A 17,894-nucleotide genomic window follows, 5' to 3' on the forward strand; every position below is an offset into this window, starting at 1 on the left:
ATTACTATGCTAATTTTAACTATTTTATAAATACAGTTTAATTTAACTATATGATATTGAAGAAAAAGATAATGCTCATATTCTTTTTAGGTTTATTCATTTTGCTTGTTATTGGGTGTGCTATTTTTTCGCGTACATTCCCCCAATACCTAACGAGCGCTAACTATAGTCAGGAAAAAAAAGCATTTGTTAATCCTCAACTATTACGCAGTGTGACTTTGAGTGATGGTGCAACAGGGTTATTTAAAATGTTAGGGGGTGAAAGCCAATATAAGCCTAAAATAAAATTCCCAATGCAAAAACCAGATTGGTCATTATTTCTAAAGGATGATGGGATTAATCGGTTTATTTGGTTCGGTCATTCCACATTATTAATGCGAGTTAATCAACAAACTATCGCAGTTGACCCTGTTCTTGGGCCATCGGTTTCTCCGTTGGTTATTAATATGCGCCGTTTTCAAGAACCCGCGGCTTCCATTGATGAATGGCCACAAACCGATATTGTTTTAATCTCCCATAACCATTATGACCATTTTGAAGAAGAGACATTACGGCAACTTGGGCAACAAAATGCACGATTTATTGTTCCTCTGGGTTTAAGTGAATATCTCAAACCGCTCGGAATTGATGCAAAAAATATTGAAGAGCTGGATTGGTGGCAAACGGCTGTGGTTGGTGAAAACCGCTACACTTTAGTCCCTGCGTTGCACAATTCTGGACGTAGCTTGACTGACAGTAATAAAAGCTTTTGGGGAGGATATGTTATTCAGGATATGAATGAAACACTGTATTACAGTGGGGATACTGCTTATGGCCCTCATTTCGCTGAAATTGCTAAAAAATTTCCTAATATCAACATTGCATTTATTGAAAATGGGCAATATGACAAACGTTGGCCAGACGACCATATGTTTCCAAGTTTAACGGCGCAAGCTGCGTTCGATATCAACCCACAACGCATTGTTCCTGTGCACTGGGGCGCCTATGCGATGGCATTTCATCCATGGAATGAATCGGTGCGTGAGAGTATCCCGATGATGCGAGATAAAGGCCTTACACCACTCACACCATATCAGGGCCAAGTTTTTGATATTAATACACAAACATCGGAGTGGTATTTGGATGATGAATAAATAATATTATATGAATAGCAAATAACACATTTGGCTAGCCTATTGGATAGCTAAATGTGTGTGCATTACAAAAACGTCCTTTGCTGAGGTATTAACAGGTTTTTGCACTGTATCCTTTCATATTTAGCTTATGCGTAGAATTTAGCAAACATAATAGTAATTAGTTGAAATATATAACCTGTAGCCGTAATAACTATCTGCTCTAATCTATTCAAATTTAATACTTCTTTTATTTCCTCCAAATCCATTACCCTACTAGCAAGTTATCATCAACAATATAAATAAAACTTAAAATTAATTTAACGTCACATAACACGTTTAATAATAAATCTTAATTATTGCGTGGAAGTGGCCGTTTTGAATAAAAATTTTATTGAGAGCTTAACCTGTGAATATTCAATCACCATTAGGGAAATACGCCGCAGCAGCGTTAGATAACGATGCTGCTAATGAAATCGTTGTTGAGTTTCGTGATGTCACAAAAACCTACTCATCAAAGTTGAAAAATGAGCAAAAACTGGCTGTAAACCACATTAACTTACAAGTCTATCGCGGCGAAGTTGTTTGCTTGATGGGGACATCCGGCAGTGGAAAATCAACATTGTTACGTCACGTTAACCGGTTAATTGATTCAAGTAGTGGTCACGTTTTTATTGAAGGTCAAGATATCAGTCAACTAAACCCGAAATTATTGCGTGAATTACGTGCAAAGCGTATTGGCATGGTTTTTCAACATTTTGGGTTGTTGCCTCACCGAACGGTTATTGAAAACGTCGCTTTTCCGCTTGAATTGGACGGGGTGCCCGAAGTTGCCCGCTTCGCTGCTGCTAGGGAGCAACTGAAAGCCGTAGGATTAGAAGGATGGGATAACCATTATCCACATGAGCTCTCTGGTGGCATGCAACAGCGAGTGGGTTTTGCTCGCGCATTAATCACTCAACCGGATATTTTATTAATGGATGAGCCGTTTAGTGCTCTCGACCCGACTATCCGCCGTAGCTTACAGTATCATTTTCTAAAATTAGTTCGTGAACGTGGGATCACTACCTTATTTGTCACCCACGATCCTAGTGAAGCGCTACGCCTCGCAGACAGAATAGCCGTAATGCGTCATGGTCAACTCGTGCAAGTTGCAAGCCCAAATGAACTTCTTGCTACCCCTGCTGATGCAGAAATTGCCGAGTTTTTTCAAGACTATTCATCTTCTCCTGTTCGTATTGCTGCTTTAGTCACCAGCACAGATCCTGCAGTAACGGATATTCCTTCACCGGGCTCCCACGATGCCCTTGCACGTTGGAAAACATTACTGTTAGGCCCCGCTGCACTAGCTGAATATGGTAAAGGAGGGTTGTTTTGGCTAACAATGGCGATTGAATTAGCGGCAATTAGCCTAATAGTACAAGGCTTATTATCGGACATTGATTTATGGTTATCAGGCTTACTTTTAGTCATTGCGAGCCGTTTTTTCACCTTATCTGTGATTCGGCGTTCTCGACAAAACCCGCATTCAGGTTGGAAGTTGCCATTATCAGTTTTGCTTTTTAGCCAAATATTTGTCATTTGGCGAGCGTTGACTTCTGAAATTGAAACGCTTTTTTTTACCTTTCCTGTTGATCGACTGCTTTTTTCTGAAACAGCTCAACAGATTGATAATATTATTGATTGGTCACAAAATACATTTGAAAGTGCTTTTGTTGGCATTATCGTATTAGTCCGAACCGTTATTGAAAGTATTGAAGCGATATTTGGCTGGCTACCTTGGCCTGTTAGTGCAGTGGCATTGATTTTCTTATCGTGGCGTGCTGCGGGTTTTGGTCTGAGCTTATTAAGCACCTTATCCATTATTTATATTGGCTTATTTGGTTTTTGGGAAAGAACGATTTCGACCCTCGCACTCGTCGGTTCCTCGGTCATTATTGTTTTAATTCTGGGTATTCCACTTGGCATTTTAGTCGCTAAAAAATCCCTAGCTCGCAAAATATTGACGCCGATACTCGATATAATGCAAACCTTACCAACCTTTGTGTATTTAATCCCCGCCGTGGCCTTTTTTTCTATCGGGAAAACACCTGCAGTAATTGCCACCGTTGTTTTTTCTCTTGCGCCAATGATCCGTTTGACGGCTTTAGGGTTACAAGAAGTTCCAAAAGAATCTGTCGAGGCTGCAATTGCCCATGGTGCAAACCCTTGGCAAGTTTTAACCAAAGTCCAACTGCCCTTAGCCAGACATTCGCTCCTGTTAGGTATTAACCAAACCATCGTGATGAGTCTTTCTATGGTTGTTGTTGCTGCTCTTATCGGTGCAGGCGGCTTGGGTTATGACGTTATGGCTGCATTACGTAACATTAAAGGAGGGGAAGGTGTTCTTGCTGGGATAGCTATCGTACTTTGTGCGCTCATTCCTGACCGTATCATTCAATCAAAACTACACAAGCAACAATAATAACCACCTGTTTTAAGGCTAAATTATGAAAAAATCAGTATTTCAGCAAGTTGGTGCTGCTTTATTATTTGCAGCCCTTTCATTTCCAACACTAGCAAAAGATAAAATTGTTATTGGCGAGCAAAATTGGACGGGTGCCATCGCTATCCAACATATTTTAGGCGAAGTTATTAAAAGTCGGTTAGATGGCGATGTAACCTATCTTGCGGGGGATTTGCCCGTGCTATTCGCTGCAGCAGGAAAAGACGATGGAACCGTGGATGTTCTGACGGATGTTTGGCTGCCAAACCAATCGGCAGCATGGGCAAAATACGTCACCGGCAGCAAAACATTGATACCAACTAAAAACCCTTATATTGGTGAGCAAGGGTTTTACATCCCAGGGTATTTACAAGATAAATACAACATTAAATCAGTTTATGACTTACAAAAACCTGAAATTGCGGCACTGTTTTCACCTTTAGGTGGCGGAAAGCCTGAGTTATTGGTCGGCCCTGCGGGGTGGGAGTCAACTTATATTGGCGAAATTAAAGCGAAAGACTATGGTTTTGGCGATAAATTTGCGCCAGTGTCAACTGAAGCTTCTGTTACATATGCAAAACTCGCAGCCGCTTATAAAGCTAAACGTGGCGTGATTTTCTATGCCTATACGCCTGATTGGATATTCGCAGCCTATGACTTACGCCGCCTAGAAGAGCCCACTTTTGATGGTTATGCGCAAGATAACAAAAAAGATGACCCAGCTTATAAGGCTGATGGATGTTGGAAATTTATCAGCCCAACAGTCGACTCTGATTGGTTAAATAAAAGCCATATTACATGTGCTTATCCTGATGCAAAAGTTTATGTGCTGTCTGCTGCGAGTATAGAAAAACGTTCTTCAAAAATTGCTGCCTTCTTGCGTAATGTGGCAATCGAACCTGCTGAGTTAAATCAACTTATTCTACAAATTGAAAAGGAAAATGTACCACCTGCTATTGCGGCTAAAAATTGGGTTAAAAATAATTCAGCCACCGTTGATAAATGGTTGGCGGGTCAATAAGTAAATATTGATATCGATGACGAGGTCACAATGAGTCAGGAAGCGCTACAACAAGCCACTTTTGGCGCAGGTTGTTTCTGGGGAGCTGAAGCCGCGTTTCAAACGCAAAATGGGGTATTAAATAGCCGTGTAGGTTATGCACGTTCTGCCGATGAAACCTCTCCATGGATAGAAGTGGTACAGGTCGATTTTGACCCTCTGCAAACGAGTTATGATGAACTTTTATCGCTATTTTGGAAGATTCATAACCCACAATCTATTGATAAACAAGGTAATAATGTCGGTGAGAAATACCGTTCAGCGGTGTTTACGCATTCAATTGCTCAAGCCAATCAGGCAATCGCATCAAAAAAATTACTGGAGCAGCAGCATTATCAAGGTAAACCTGTCGCCACAGTAATCGTCACATTCGCAGAGTTTCAATTAGCGGATGAGAAAGATCAGCATTATGTGCAAAAGCATGGCGCTGGCGCTTGTTCAATTTGACCAATAAAAGGTAAACCATACTCAGCAGCCTCTCGTGGACTCATTATTGAGTGATAAGAGCAGGGGAGGGCTCTTCCTGAGGCATTTCAGAAGGTTGCTGAGTAGCATCAGATTCCACCGAAGAGGTCACAACCCCTTTTACGACCGTACGATATAAGCGCTTACCTTGAAGAGGCATCGCCATCAGCTCGCCATTTACGCTTTTAGCAACTGAAGGGGCGAGGAAATCTCCCTGTAGTGTTGCATCAAAATCCCCAATAACTTGTGCTGGGAAACCTGACCATCCCCATTGATTTAAATCGATTAAATCAATGTTAGTCCCTGAAGCTCGCAACAAAAATGGCACTTTTTTCGGTTCTTGTTTCACTAATACACCAATCTTGCTGATACCTCTTTCCGTACTGACTGTTAAACTCGCTGCGGCAGAGGATTTCCCACTCTGACGTACTTCTAAGAACGGACGACGAACTAAAACTTGGTTAATTGTGCCGCTATCGGCATTGAATGTCGCCTTACCGCTCCAAACTCCCCACTGTTTTAGTTTAATGAGGTCAACATCTTCAATGTTGGCGCTTAACGCTGTGAATTCGAACGGGAATTCTGGCTGGATATTCATCAGCAACGATTGGGAGACAGTGAATTTTTTGATGGATAGGCCTGATAACCAAGAGGGTGCGGGTTCAGCAAAAAAAGCGAGCCAAGTTTCTGGTAGGGTATATAAAATGCCGCCTAGCTTACCTTCATTAATGGTAAGAACTTGATCATTACGTTGCCAAGCACCATTTAAATTAAATACGCCTTTGTTATAGTAGCCTGATAACTTGTTGATGTTTAGGTTGTCTCCATCAATATTCAAGTCACCGATTAGTGTACTTAGCTGTTGATCTTTCATGACTAATTGGTCAACATTAAAGCTAATTTTACTTTTAGGGCTTGTCCAGCTACCTCTGACCAAACTTAGCTGATCGATTTCTGTACTCAGCCCTGAAAGCGCCCAGTCTTTTCCTTGAATATCAATGTTAGTTAATTCAAGATTTTTGATTTGAATGGTTCTATCACTACTAATTGCATCAAATAATGTATCGAAATCAATACTGTTTTCCCAGCCAACCTTATTCATTGCTAATGAATCAATCGTAATTGCACCATCAGTAAATACTTTACCTTCACCTGCAATATAACCGTTATTTAGGTATGCACTCGCTTTGTTGATTTCAGTGACTTGCTCTTGCAACTTTCCAGTCAGTGCCACATTTTTAAATGGTAATTCATTGATTTTTAATTGGCTGGAGGTGAAACGAAAATCGCCATAGCCAAACGGATGATTCACTGTCGGCCTCCACGGCGTGATCCCCCCAGTAAACCCTGTAGCGAAAATGGTGTCATCACCTTGTTTAAGGGTTAGCTGACTATTTTCAAATTGCAGAATATCCGCCGAAATAGGCAGTGGTGTTGATTCAGGGGATAGGGTGGTAGAAAGCTCACCTTGTGTGATGATGAAGCGACGGATCGCTGTACCACTGAAAATATTGCGCCAATTTACATCAACCACGATTTGACGTGCATCTAGGGACAAGTCTTTGTTTTGTGAGGTTAATTGTACATCTTGGAAGATGAATTCGCCAGGGTTGGAAAATTCATGTCCCATAATCCCTACATGAATATCGTAGTCAGTAAATTTGCTAAGGAATTGACTCGAATAGGATGCTCCCCAGCGCGTTTGTAACCCAATGTAGGCGGCGATAAACAATAGCAGCAGTAGCAAGAATGCATAGGTAACAAATTTAATTAACCATTTCACAGCTAGCTGCTCCTCAAATTTGTGGGGGAATGCGTTTAATATCGCGATAATTTAAGGATAGCATACAGAAGAACCGCCAGAATATTCAACTCTAGCGGTTTAGATGAACGATTATTTTTCGAGTGGGAAAACTAAATTCAGTACAATTGCTGTTAATCCGCCTGCGGCAATACCAGAAGAAAACAAGGTTTTCAGCCAGTCTGGGGCAAATTGCAGAATTAACGGCTGCTGTGAAACTCCCATTCCAACAGCGAGTGACAGCGCGATAATCATAATCGCTCGGCGATTAAGTGGCTCGCGGGAAACAATACGCACACCAGATGCCGCAATCGTCCCAAACATCACAATGGTTGCACCGCCAAGAACGGGTTCAGGGATTTGCTGTACAAAACCCGCAACAGCAGGGAACAACCCCAGTAAAACAAGCATCAATGCGACGATATAACCCACATAGCGGCTAGCAACACCAGTTAATTGAATAACCCCGTTGTTCTGACCAAAACAGGAATTCGGGAAGGTATTAAATACGGCGGAAACCATTGAATTTAAGCCGTTTGCTAATACGCCACCCTTAATGCGTTTCATGTAAAGTGGGCCTCGAACGGGTTGTTCAGAAACGTCAGAGGTTGCGGTGATATCACCAATGGTTTCCAAAGAAGTTACCATAAAGATTAAGATCAGGGGGATCAACAAGTTCCAATCAAATGATAAACCATAATAGAAAGGTTCAGGTACAGTGATAATAGACTGATTTGGCTCAGTTGGCTGCGCATTTGGTAGCATATCCATCCACCAAGCAGCAAGGTAGCCTACTGCCATTGCTATGACTAAAGAGGCGACTCGTAGATAGGGGTTTTTTTGGCGGTTGAGCAGAATAATGACTGCGAGAACAATGCCTGCCAAAATTAAATAATCAGGGGAGCCAAAGGTATTATCGCTAATTGCCCCATAACCGCCCCCAATAGAGGTGAGACCGACTTGGATCAGTGATAGCCCAATAATCATTACAACAACACCAGAGACCAATGGCGTAATGACGCGACGCGCTAAATGTAAGAAGCGAGACAAAATAACTTCAGTGAGCGCAGCAACTAATAACGTACCAAATAGTGCCGCCATCATGGATGGAATATCTGCCCCACCTTGCTTGAGTGCAACACCTCCCATAATTAAAGGTGCAACAAAGTTGAAACTGGTTCCTTGGATAGATAATAACCCTGAACCAATAGGCCCCCATGCTCTAATCTGAATTAAAGAGGCAATACCAGAAGCAAATAGAGACATGCTAATAATACGTTGGGTATCATGTGCAGGTAACCCGAGGGCTTGGCAGATCAGCATTGCGGGGGTGATAACAGCAACAAACATCGCGAGAAGGTGCTGCCCAGCCGCGAATAGGGCTTGGGGAAGCGGTGGCCTATCTTCTAATTTATAGATGAGCTCACTTTGGGTGTTTATCGTTGATTCCGTATTTTGTTTTTCAGACGTTGCTGTATTCATTGCCTTCATTTCCCACCAACAAAAAACGCATTGTAAAGCGACTAAATTAAAAAGCAATCGTTTGCGCAAAATAAATATTGTAAATAGTTAAACTAAGTTCATCACATTTTTATATCTTTTGACTTGTATTTATAACAGTTTTTTTTTCTAATCTGTTCACCTGTTTTTGGCGTTTTAAGGAAGAAATTAACGTCTTACTAATATTTAATAATTTTAACAACAGACGAGGTACGTAAATGTATCATCTCGATGTCTACGGGACTTTGGTAGCAGCTACATTAGTATTACTGCTTGGACGGAAACTCGTTAAAACCGTTCCTTTTTTAGAAAAATACACGATTCCAGAGCCTGTTGCAGGCGGATTGTTAGTCGCTTTTAGTCTACTTTTGCTGAAGCAAATGTTTGATTGGAGCTTGTCTTTCGACTTATCACTTCAAGAACCGATGATGTTGGCATTCTTCGCCACCATTGGTCTAAATGCCAACCTAGCGAGTTTAAAAGCAGGTGGTAAAGCGTTGTTTATCTTTATTTTTGTGGTTGTCGGTTTATTGCTTGTCCAGAATACTGTGGGGATTGCCCTTGCAAAACTACTGGGACTAGACCCATTAATGGGGCTACTTGCTGGTTCAATCACACTTTCTGGCGGTCATGGTACTGGCGCGGCATGGGGGAAAATATTCTCTGAAAGCTATGGTTTTAAAAGTGCAACCGAAGTTGCAATGGCATGTGCAACATTTGGGTTGGTCTTAGGGGGATTAATAGGAGGCCCTGTTGCACGATTCCTAACGCGAAATATTCCGACGCCAGGTACACTAGAAGACGATAAAGACGTTCCAACAGCGTTTGAAAAACCACAGTCAGGCCGTATGATAAGTTCAATGGTGCTGATTGAAACCATTGCCTTAATCGCTATCTGCTTATTGGTCGGTAGCTACCTTTCGGGTTTATTAGCGGAAACGGTGTTTGCTTTACCGAAATTTGTGTGTGTTCTTTTTGTCGGTGTGATCCTCAGTAATGGCTTATCCATACTGGGCTTTTACCGGGTGTTTGACCGTGCGGTTTCTGTATTAGGTAACGTTAGCTTATCATTGTTCTTAGCGATGGCATTAATGAGCTTAAAACTATGGGAGTTGGCATCATTAGCTATTCCAATGATTGTTATTCTTGCCGTGCAAGCATGTGTAATGGCGGGATACGCGATTTTTGTTACTTTCCGTGTGATGGGCAAAAACTACGATGCGGCTATTTTAGCGGCAGGTCACTGCGGTTTTGGCCTTGGTGCAACACCAACAGCGATTGCAAACATGCAAGCGGTTACAGATAGATTAGGACCATCTCACTTAGCATTCTTAGTTGTACCAATGGTTGGTGCATTCTTTATTGATATTGTGAATGCTATAGTCATTAAATTGTATCTGATGTTACCCGTTTTCCCGACTATTGCGGGATAATTAATATTCTAATTATCGATAGTAAAACAGGTATTGCCGTGAATAAGTTCACGGCAATTTTCGTTTAAAGAAGTGTATTTAGAACGTGGATTATGGATTATGCATGCCCATATTGCTCGCGCTCAGGTAGCCAGCGTTCAATAATTTGTTGTGCATTTTCAGGGTATTGTTGTTGAATATGGCGAGCAATGCGCTGCACTTCTGGCAACATATATTGATCACGGAGTAAGTCAGCCACTTTAAATTCAGCATTGCCTGTTTGCCTCGTGCCTAATAATTCTCCTGGCCCGCGAATTTCTAAGTCTTTTTGGGCGATGACGAAACCGTCGTTACTATCACGTAAGACTTGTAGGCGTTGCTTGGCGATATGGGTGAGCGGCGTTTTATATAAAAGTACACAGTGAGAAGCAATCGCCCCACGACCTACACGGCCTCTTAATTGATGCAGTTGAGCAAGGCCTAAACGCTCAGGATTATCAATAATCATTAAACTGGCATTGGGGACATCAACACCAACCTCAATTACAGTTGTCGCGACAAGTAGCTGAATTTCATTATTTTTGAATGCCGCCATAATGCTTTGTTTTTCAGCTGGCTTCATTCGTCCGTGAACGAGGCCCACTTTGAGTTCAGGGAGTGCTAGTGCCAGTTCTTCACTTGTCACTTCAGCTGCTTGGGCTTCTAATAGCTCAGAATCTTCGATGAGTGTACATACCCAATAGGCTTGGCGACCTTCGTCAATACAAGCTTGGCGTACACGTTCGATAATATCACTACGTCGTGTATCAGGGATGGCGACGGTAGTCACGGGTGTTCTCCCAGGAGGGAGTTCATCAATAACGGAAGTATCTAAGTCCGCATAGGCGGTCATCGCTAGCGTGCGTGGAATTGGTGTAGCGGTCATAATAAGTTGATGAGGGTGAAACCCTTGCTGCTCTCCTTTTTCTCGCAGAGCGAGGCGCTGGTGAACGCCAAAACGATGCTGCTCATCAATGATCACTAAACCTAAGCGATTAAACTTCACTTGCTCTTGGAAAATAGCATGCGTTCCAACTACCATTGAAACTTCACCGCTTGCAATAGCTTCCTGTTGTTGTTCCCTCGCTTTCCCTTTTTGTTTACCAGCAAGCCAACCGACCTTGATGCCCAATGGTTCGAGCCATTGTTTGAAAGTATTTGCGTGTTGTTCAGCTAAAATTTCAGTCGGTGCCATTAAGGCAACTTGCTTACCATTTTCGATAGCACATACAGCGGCTAATGCAGCAACAAGGGTTTTTCCTGAGCCCACATCTCCTTGAATTAAACGCATCATTGGTGAGTCTTTCGCGAGATCAGCTTCAATTTCACCCACAACACGGTTTTGTGCATTGGTTGGTGAAAAAGGTAACTGTGCGAGCAGTTGTGCCTTTAGCTTGCCATTAGAGGTTAACCGTTGTGCATATAAACGTTCGTTACCAGCTCGAATTGCTAACATACTTAAGTGGTGAGCTAACAATTCTTCAAGTATCAAACGTTTTTGTGCAGGATGGTGACCTTTTTCTAATTCACTGAGTGCAACATTGGGGGGCGGGTTATGCAGTAATCGTATTGCATCTGGCAGGCTTATCATGCCACGGCTCAGTTCTTCAGGAAGTAACTCTTTAATTTTATTGTTATCAAGCATGACCAGAGCTTGATCCATGACTTTGCGTAACGTGGCTTGGCGAACCCCTTCTGTAGTGGGATAGACAGGCGTCAGATTTTCCTGCAGCGTAATACTGCCTGTATCTTGAGAAACTTTATATTCAGGGTGAATAATCTCAGGGCCTGTATTACCTCTGCGAATTTCGCCATAGGCGGTAACTTGTCGGCCTTCTGCTAAGTTGTTTTTCATCGCAGCAGAGAAATTAAAAAAGCGCAGTGTTAAGTTGCCTGTTCCATCAGTAATGAGGCTGGTCATCATTCGCTTTCGACCAAAAACCACTTTTGTTTGGATCACTTCACCTGTGATAGTCGCCGTTGTTCCAGGTAAAAGGTCTTTGATTTGGTACAAACGGGTATGGTCTTCGTAGCGAAGTGGAAAATGAAGAAGTAGGTCTTGAACGGTGTTCAAACCGATTTTACGCATTTTTTCTGACTGGCTTGCACCAATTCCATGCAGCGAAGTCAGTGAAATGGTATCAAGTAGCCCACTATTCATGTTCTTTCCTTTTCCTTAACCAAATTGTTGTCTTTTCATTTTTTCGGTTAGTTGCATTTGCACCCACCAATCATCAGTGGCTTCAATTTGCCCTTGTTCATTGATATATGGACGCGGCAAGCCTTTGCGTTTAGCCACTTCAGCAAGTACAGGATAACCCCCTTCAAATAGCCACTCTTGCTGCTCTTGCGCTGACAGCGTGCTGTGTTGGCGGTCATACATGCCGGCTAATTGCCGCTGCCTTTGCGCTTCATAGAGTATTAAGGCAGAGGCGACAGAAACATTCAATGATTGCACCATACCCGCCATTGGAATAATGATGTGCTTATCTGCCAGTGCGAGCGCTTGCTTTGAAATACCTTTTTTCTCTTGTCCCACCATAATACAAGTTGGGCGGGTATAATCAATTTCGCGAAAATCAACAGCGTGCTCAGATAAGTTTGTCACTAATACCTGCATATTTTGCGATTTTATTTGTGAAATAGCATCTTCAGTTGATTGATGAGAGATAACCTTTACCCAACTGTTACTACCTGCGGCGGAAGAGACGGATAATTTAACCTGTTGGTCTGGCCAAATAGCATGAATTTGGTGAATACCCACAGCATCAGCGCTGCGGACTATCGCAGAAACATTATGGGGTTTATGAATTTCTTCAAGGCAAATCGTGAGGTCTGGCTGCCGCATCGCCATCATTTGGCAAATGCGGCGATAGCGGCGTTCATTCATATTCGTTAGTTACGGTTTCGGCTTACTCGTAGAACATCTGGCATGATACGTATCTTACGCATAACATTTGCCAGCTGAACACGGTTTTTAGTGGTCAGGCGGATAAAGGCACAGTATACACGACCATCTTTCTCCTCAGTATTCATACTCTGAATGCTTGAGTTGGCATCATTAATTGCAGCCGTGAGGTTTGCAAGCGCACCTTGATGGTTAATCATGTCTACTTTGATTTCAGCGATGAAATCGGTATCAGTTTCGTTATCCCATTCAACGGCCATAAATTTATCGGGCTCTTTTTGGTAGCCACGGATATTACGGCAAGATTCATGGTGAATAACTAGGCCTTTTCCAGGGCTAATATGTGCCACGATAGGGTCACCAGGAATTGGGCGGCAACATTTTGCAAAGGTGATTAAAACACCGTCAGCACCTTTGATAGACAGTTTATTACGGCTTTCAATGACAGCTTGATCTTCTAGTGTGCCCTGTGGATTATTTTGTAAGTTACGCGCGACAACAACACTCATTGCGTTGCCTAAGCCTATTTCGGCAAGCAAATCATCAATAGAATTGAGCTTCATGCGGGCCAGTTCAGCATCGATATGATTTTGAGGAATATCGGCGAGTTTATTTCCTGCCCCTAAAGCATGATTAAGTAACCGTCGACCAAGATTAATTGAGTCTTCGCGTTTTAAATTTTTCAGTAACTGGCGAATTTTGGCGCGAGCTTTTGAGCTGACAACAAAATTAAGCCAAGCGGCATTTGGACGTGCACCTGGCGCTGTTATGATTTCAACGGTTTGACCACTACTCAATGACTGGGATAACGGGTATGGTTGTCGGTCAACACGAGCACCAACACAAGCGTGTCCAATATCTGTATGCACCGCATAAGCAAAATCAACAGGGGTTGCGCCTGTTGGTAACTCAACAATACGACCTTCGGGGGTAAAAACGTAGATTTCATCAGGGAATAAGTCTGATTTCACGCTTTCGATAAATTCAAATGAGCTACCTGCACTTTGCTGTAATTCAAGCAGGCTCTGCATCCAACGCTGTGCTCTGACTTGCGCTGTAGTGCCTTGTTCACCTTGCTCTTTATAGGCCCAGTGAGCAGCAACGCCCATCTCTGCCATTTGGTCCATATCCTCGGTGCGAATTTGGACTTCAACTGGCACGCCATGTGGCCCAATTAAAGAGGTGTGCAGGGATTGATAGCCGTTAGCTTTAGGGATAGCAATATAGTCTTTAATACGCCCTGGACGTGGTTTGTATAAGCTATGCATCTGACCTAAAACACGGTAGCAGGTATCTACATCTTTGACGATGACCCTAAAAGCATAGATATCCATGATGGAATGGAAACGTTGCTCTTTTTGGTGCATCTTACGGTAGATAGAATATAAGTGTTTTTCTCGACCACTGACACGACAAGGAACACCAGCTTCAGTGAGTCGACCGTCAATTTCAGAGAGAATTTTTTGGATCATCTCTTTTCGGTTACCACGAGCCGCTTTAACGACTTCTTTGATAACTCTGTAACGGTTAGGATAGAGTGCTTCAAAACCAAGCTCTTCGAGCTCTGTTTTTATATGGTGTATACCCAGCCGATGTGCTAGCGGGCTATAAATCTCTAGGGTCTCACGAGCAATACGGCGACGTTTATCAGGCCTTAATGAGCCTAATGTGCGCATGTTGTGAGTGCGGTCTGCCAGTTTAATCAAAATGACGCGAATGTCTTTGACCATCGCCATAATCATTTTGCGGAAGTTTTCTGCTTGAGCTTCTTTTTTGTCGCGAAAGTTTAGCTTATCAAGTTTGGAAACACCTTCAACAAGACCTGCGACGGTTGTTCCAAACAATTCTTCTATGTCCTGAAATGTTGCTGGAGTATCCTCAATCACATCATGAAGTAGCGCAGCCATAAGTGTTTCATGATCCAGACGCATTTGGGCAAGAATACAAGCAACAGCAACAGGGTGAGTAATATAAGGCTCACCACTTGAACGGGTCTGTCCTTCATGGGCATCCCGTGCGACAACATAGGCTTGTTTTAGTAATTCAATTTGCTCCTTAGGGAGGTATTTTTGAATAACTAAATTAAGGCTTTCAAACAGATACAAGGCAGACCCACCTTAGTAATTAGCGACGACCTTCAGCGATTGCCGAAACTGCCTGCATTTCAGCCGCTTCTTGCTCTTGCTGTTCTTGGCGTTCACGCACATCCAAAATGTGACCGTTAATTAAACCTTCTTCTACTTCACGTAGCGCGATAACTGTGTATTTATCGTTTTCTTCAGGAACTAAAGGGTCTTTTCCACCAGTTTGTAACTGGCGAGCTCTGCGTGCTGCGACCAATACGAGGTCAAAGCGGTTACCAATTTTCTCTACTGCGTCTTGAACAGTTACGCGTGCCATAAGTGTGCTACTCCAAAAGAAATAAAAAAATGACCTGATATGATACTGAAACTATTCTCAGTCTGCTAGTAATTTGCTGATTAAAGCATCATGTCTCTGAACTTGGCGCCCTAATTTTAAGCGTTCAGTGCGGATAATGGATTGTAAATCGCCTAATGCGGTATTGAAATCATCATTAACGATAAGGTAATCATACTCGTTGAAGTGTTCGATTTCACCTACTGCTTGTGACATTCGTTTTTCAATGACTTCATCACTATCCTGGCCACGGCCACGTAGCCTGCGATAAAGTTCGTCTTTGGATGGTGGGAGAATAAAAATACTGCGCGCTTCTGGCATTCTAGCCCTAATTTGTTGCGCTCCCTGCCAATCTATATCAAGAAAAACATCCACTCCACTTTTTAAAACGTCTTCAATAATAGGTTTAGACGTTCCATAGTAATTTCCAAAGACACAAGCGTGCTCTAAAAAGTCACCATTTTCGACCATTTGTAAGAAATCAGTTTCTGATACAAAGAAATAGTGCTCACCATGAACTTCACCAGGGCGTGCAGCTCGAGTTGTATGAGAAACAGAAACTTGCGTGTCATACAACGGTTGTGTTTTCAATAGAGCCTGAATAAGGCTTGATTTACCCGCACCACTAGGCGCAGAAACAATATATAACGTACCTTGTATCATGATGATTTCTTGAATAGTCGAGGGTTAAACATAAAAGACGGAGATAAACCCCACATAGTATACACACACTTCCATCAACATGCAGCGATATCAATAAAACATAAATAGTAGAGAATAGAAATTTGATCTATGAGTAATCTGCGAGCAGCTTCCAGAAATTAATTGAGTATTCTTGAAAATCACATCTGTCTTGCGAAGCTTTTCGCAAAAAAACACATTTTAGCGTGAGCGTTAAGACAAATACTTTCATGCTTAAAAAGATAAAGCGTATTGAGTATAGGGGAAGTTAATTATTTAAAAGGAATTGTTATGGCATGTTTTATGGATAAATTTAGGAGTAACTTAGCGTTTATTATTGGTATGTTGATGGTTGGTTTTTGGGGAATTGGTAGTTTAGCCTTTGGTTCCAGTCATGTTGAATTAAATGAGCATTGCGAATTAGGGAACATGAGTGAGATTGAGCGAGAAAGCCATCGGTTAGGCGCTCAGTTACAGGAATGGAATCAGGTCTATCGGTTATCTGGTCATAGCCAAATTAGTGATGAAGCTTATGACCAATTACTTCATCAATGGCAATCTTTACGCCGTTGCCAGCAACTTTCTGAAGAACTTCCCGAAGTTGTGCTACCTAAAAAAGTACAACTTATTAAACATCCTATTCCCCATACAGGATTGAAAAAGCTAGCCGAATCTGAGGTATATAAATGGGTTGATTCTCGCCGTGAAATCTGGTTACAACCGAAAGTGGATGGCGTGGCAGTAACCCTTGTCTATCAAAATGGTCATCTTGTTTCTATGATCAGTCGTGGTAATGGCATTGAAGGCTTAGAATGGCGCGATAAAGCTGACTTTATACCTGCAATTCCAAAGCAGATTGATATACATAAAAGTGTCATTTTACAAGGTGAACTTTTCTGGCGGTTGAACCAGCACATCCAAGCAAAAAGTGGGGGAGTAAACGCCCGAAATAAAATAGCGGGTTGGTTAATGCGTAAGGCACAGCCAAAAGTTCTTGAGCCTGATATCGGAATATTTATTTGGGCTTGGCCAAACGGTGAATCAGAACCAATGAAACAGCTTCAGGATCTTGCTCAATTAGGGTTTCCCTTAGCAAAAAAATATAGTCACAAAATTGAAAATAAAACACAAGTAAAGCAATGGCGTGAGCACTATTATCAAAATGAACTTCCTTTTGCCACGGATGGTATCGTACTAAAAAGTTATCCATTTCCAGATGCGTTTGCGTGGAAACCAAATCAAAATAGTTGGGCGGTTGCTTGGAAATATCCACTGCGTAGAGTGGCTTCAGTGGTCAAGTATTTACAATTCAAAGTTGGCCGAACAGGACGAGTGAGCGTTGTTGCGACGATTAACCCCATCAATCTTGAAGGAAAAACTATCTCTAGAGTCAGTATTGGCTCATTGGCATCTTGGAGAAAAAAAGATTTACTTGAAGGAGATAAAGTCTTGGTTACTCTTTCGGGTCTTGGAACACCTAAAATAGAAGACGTTATTTGGCGGCTTGAAAAGCGTACATATCCAGATCTTTCTACTTTTGATAGTTTTAATTCACTTAGTTGCTTAGCATATACAAATGCTTGCTTACAACAGTTTGTTGCTCGTTTAATTTGGTTAGGTAAAAGCTTAAAAATTAAAGGGGTGAATGAGGCCACATGGCGTGACTGGGTTGAAAATCATCAGCTAACTGAGTTAACGACATGGCTACGACAAGATTGGCAAAACGGGCTACCGAAAAACAAAAAAAATACCTCTTCAATCGAACAGTTTCAATCAGTTAAATTTCAATCAATCCCATTATGGCTAAAAGGTTTAGGTATCCCCTTACCGAAAATGAAAATTGAGCAAATTATAGCGCTAGAGGGCCTTTATAACAGTTCTGAAATTGAACGCTTAAAGCTAACCCAAAAGCAAAAGGAAAAGTTAGAAAAATGGTTAGCTGAGCCTGAAGTTCAATCTGCGTTACAAGCCATACAGAAATTTAAAGCAAATGAGCCATTAACTGAATAAATT

Annotated in this window: 13 protein-coding genes; 6 read left to right on the plus strand and 7 right to left on the minus strand. The window is 42.0% G+C overall.

All coding sequences use genetic code 11. From position 1 onward, the window contains the following. The first annotated feature begins 71 nt into the window (after positions 1-71). The 4 genes from PR808_RS05990 to msrA all read left to right on the plus strand — a co-directional run bounded on the left by PR808_RS05990 (position 72) and on the right by msrA (position 5,104). Positions 72-1,133 (plus strand): MBL fold metallo-hydrolase, encoded by a 1,062-nt coding sequence (locus PR808_RS05990; RefSeq protein WP_272538926.1) that lies wholly within the window; start codon positions 72-74, stop codon positions 1,131-1,133. A 388-nt stretch (positions 1,134-1,521) separates the two neighbouring features. Then, on the plus strand, positions 1,522-3,576 hold the full coding sequence (locus tag PR808_RS05995; RefSeq protein WP_272538927.1) for an ATP-binding cassette domain-containing protein: 2,055 nt from the start codon (positions 1,522-1,524) through the stop codon (positions 3,574-3,576). Positions 3,577-3,601: 25 nt separating this feature from the next. Next, positions 3,602-4,618 carry an ABC transporter substrate-binding protein gene (locus PR808_RS06000; protein WP_206084887.1) on the plus strand — a complete coding sequence of 339 codons (1,017 nt, stop codon included), beginning with the start codon at positions 3,602-3,604 and terminating at the stop codon, positions 4,616-4,618. A gap of 30 nt (positions 4,619-4,648) precedes the next feature. Then, a complete protein-coding gene (gene msrA / locus PR808_RS06005; protein WP_206084885.1) occupies positions 4,649-5,104 on the plus strand; it encodes a peptide-methionine (S)-S-oxide reductase MsrA in 456 nt (151 codons plus the stop codon). Positions 5,105-5,147: 43 nt separating this feature from the next. Here msrA and PR808_RS06010 read toward each other — a convergent pair whose 3' ends face one another. Both PR808_RS06010 and PR808_RS06015 read right to left on the minus strand, forming a co-directional pair. Then, positions 5,148-6,905 (minus strand): AsmA family protein, encoded by a 1,758-nt coding sequence (locus PR808_RS06010; protein WP_272538928.1) that lies wholly within the window; start codon positions 6,903-6,905, stop codon positions 5,148-5,150. 111 nt (positions 6,906-7,016) lie between these two features. Next, on the minus strand, positions 7,017-8,405 hold the full coding sequence (locus tag PR808_RS06015) for a uracil-xanthine permease family protein (protein WP_206084876.1): 1,389 nt from the start codon (positions 8,403-8,405) through the stop codon (positions 7,017-7,019). A gap of 236 nt (positions 8,406-8,641) precedes the next feature. On the opposite strand from PR808_RS06015, the gene gltS reads away from it, so the two are divergent. After that, entirely contained in the window at positions 8,642-9,856 is a 1,215-nt protein-coding gene (gene gltS, locus PR808_RS06020) for a sodium/glutamate symporter (RefSeq protein ID WP_206084875.1), read from the plus strand. Positions 9,857-9,953: 97 nt separating this feature from the next. Here the strand turns inward: gltS and recG are convergent, their stop codons facing one another. From recG to gmk, 5 genes are read right to left on the minus strand one after another with little or no spacing between them, the layout of a single operon-like run. Next, positions 9,954-12,035: an ATP-dependent DNA helicase RecG gene (recG, locus tag PR808_RS06025; protein ID WP_206084874.1), complete on the minus strand. Its 2,082-nt coding sequence runs from the start codon at positions 12,033-12,035 to the stop codon at positions 9,954-9,956. A 15-nt stretch (positions 12,036-12,050) separates the two neighbouring features. Then, positions 12,051-12,764 carry a tRNA (guanosine(18)-2'-O)-methyltransferase TrmH gene (trmH, locus tag PR808_RS06030; RefSeq protein WP_206084867.1) on the minus strand — a complete coding sequence of 238 codons (714 nt, stop codon included), beginning with the start codon at positions 12,762-12,764 and terminating at the stop codon, positions 12,051-12,053. Positions 12,765-12,769: 5 nt separating this feature from the next. Continuing rightward, complete coding sequence (spoT, locus tag PR808_RS06035; RefSeq protein ID WP_206084865.1) at positions 12,770-14,887, minus strand: bifunctional GTP diphosphokinase/guanosine-3',5'-bis pyrophosphate 3'-pyrophosphohydrolase; 2,118 nt, start codon at positions 14,885-14,887, stop codon at positions 12,770-12,772. A gap of 19 nt (positions 14,888-14,906) precedes the next feature. Continuing rightward, positions 14,907-15,182: a DNA-directed RNA polymerase subunit omega gene (gene rpoZ, locus PR808_RS06040; protein ID WP_004262665.1), complete on the minus strand. Its 276-nt coding sequence runs from the start codon at positions 15,180-15,182 to the stop codon at positions 14,907-14,909. 57 nt (positions 15,183-15,239) lie between these two features. Next, entirely contained in the window at positions 15,240-15,863 is a 624-nt protein-coding gene (gmk, locus tag PR808_RS06045; RefSeq protein WP_206084863.1) for a guanylate kinase, read from the minus strand. A gap of 321 nt (positions 15,864-16,184) precedes the next feature. Between gmk and ligB the strand changes: the two genes are divergently transcribed. Next, on the plus strand, positions 16,185-17,891 hold the full coding sequence (gene ligB / locus PR808_RS06050; RefSeq protein WP_272538929.1) for an NAD-dependent DNA ligase LigB: 1,707 nt from the start codon (positions 16,185-16,187) through the stop codon (positions 17,889-17,891). The last annotated feature ends 3 nt before the right edge of the window (positions 17,892-17,894 follow it).

Origin of the sequence: Providencia sp. PROV197, assembly GCF_028479625.1 — a bacterium.
Taxonomy (GTDB): domain Bacteria; phylum Pseudomonadota; class Gammaproteobacteria; order Enterobacterales; family Enterobacteriaceae; genus Providencia; species Providencia vermicola.

Coding starts and splice junctions, on each gene's coding strand:
- PR808_RS05990 (WP_272538926.1), top strand. CDS start 72: ATGCTCATATTCTTTTTAGGTTTATTCATTTTGCTTGTTATTGGGTGT.
- PR808_RS06000 (WP_206084887.1), top strand. CDS start 3,602: ATGAAAAAATCAGTATTTCAGCAAGTTGGTGCTGCTTTATTATTTGCA.
- msrA (WP_206084885.1), top strand. CDS start 4,649: ATGAGTCAGGAAGCGCTACAACAAGCCACTTTTGGCGCAGGTTGTTTC.
- PR808_RS06015 (WP_206084876.1), bottom strand. CDS start 8,405: ATGAATACAGCAACGTCTGAAAAACAAAATACGGAATCAACGATAAAC.
- gltS (WP_206084875.1), top strand. CDS start 8,642: ATGTATCATCTCGATGTCTACGGGACTTTGGTAGCAGCTACATTAGTA.
- recG (WP_206084874.1), bottom strand. CDS start 12,035: ATGAATAGTGGGCTACTTGATACCATTTCACTGACTTCGCTGCATGGA.
- trmH (WP_206084867.1), bottom strand. CDS start 12,764: ATGAATGAACGCCGCTATCGCCGCATTTGCCAAATGATGGCGATGCGG.
- rpoZ (WP_004262665.1), bottom strand. CDS start 15,182: ATGGCACGCGTAACTGTTCAAGACGCAGTAGAGAAAATTGGTAACCGC.
- gmk (WP_206084863.1), bottom strand. CDS start 15,863: ATGATACAAGGTACGTTATATATTGTTTCTGCGCCTAGTGGTGCGGGT.
- ligB (WP_272538929.1), top strand. CDS start 16,185: ATGGATAAATTTAGGAGTAACTTAGCGTTTATTATTGGTATGTTGATG.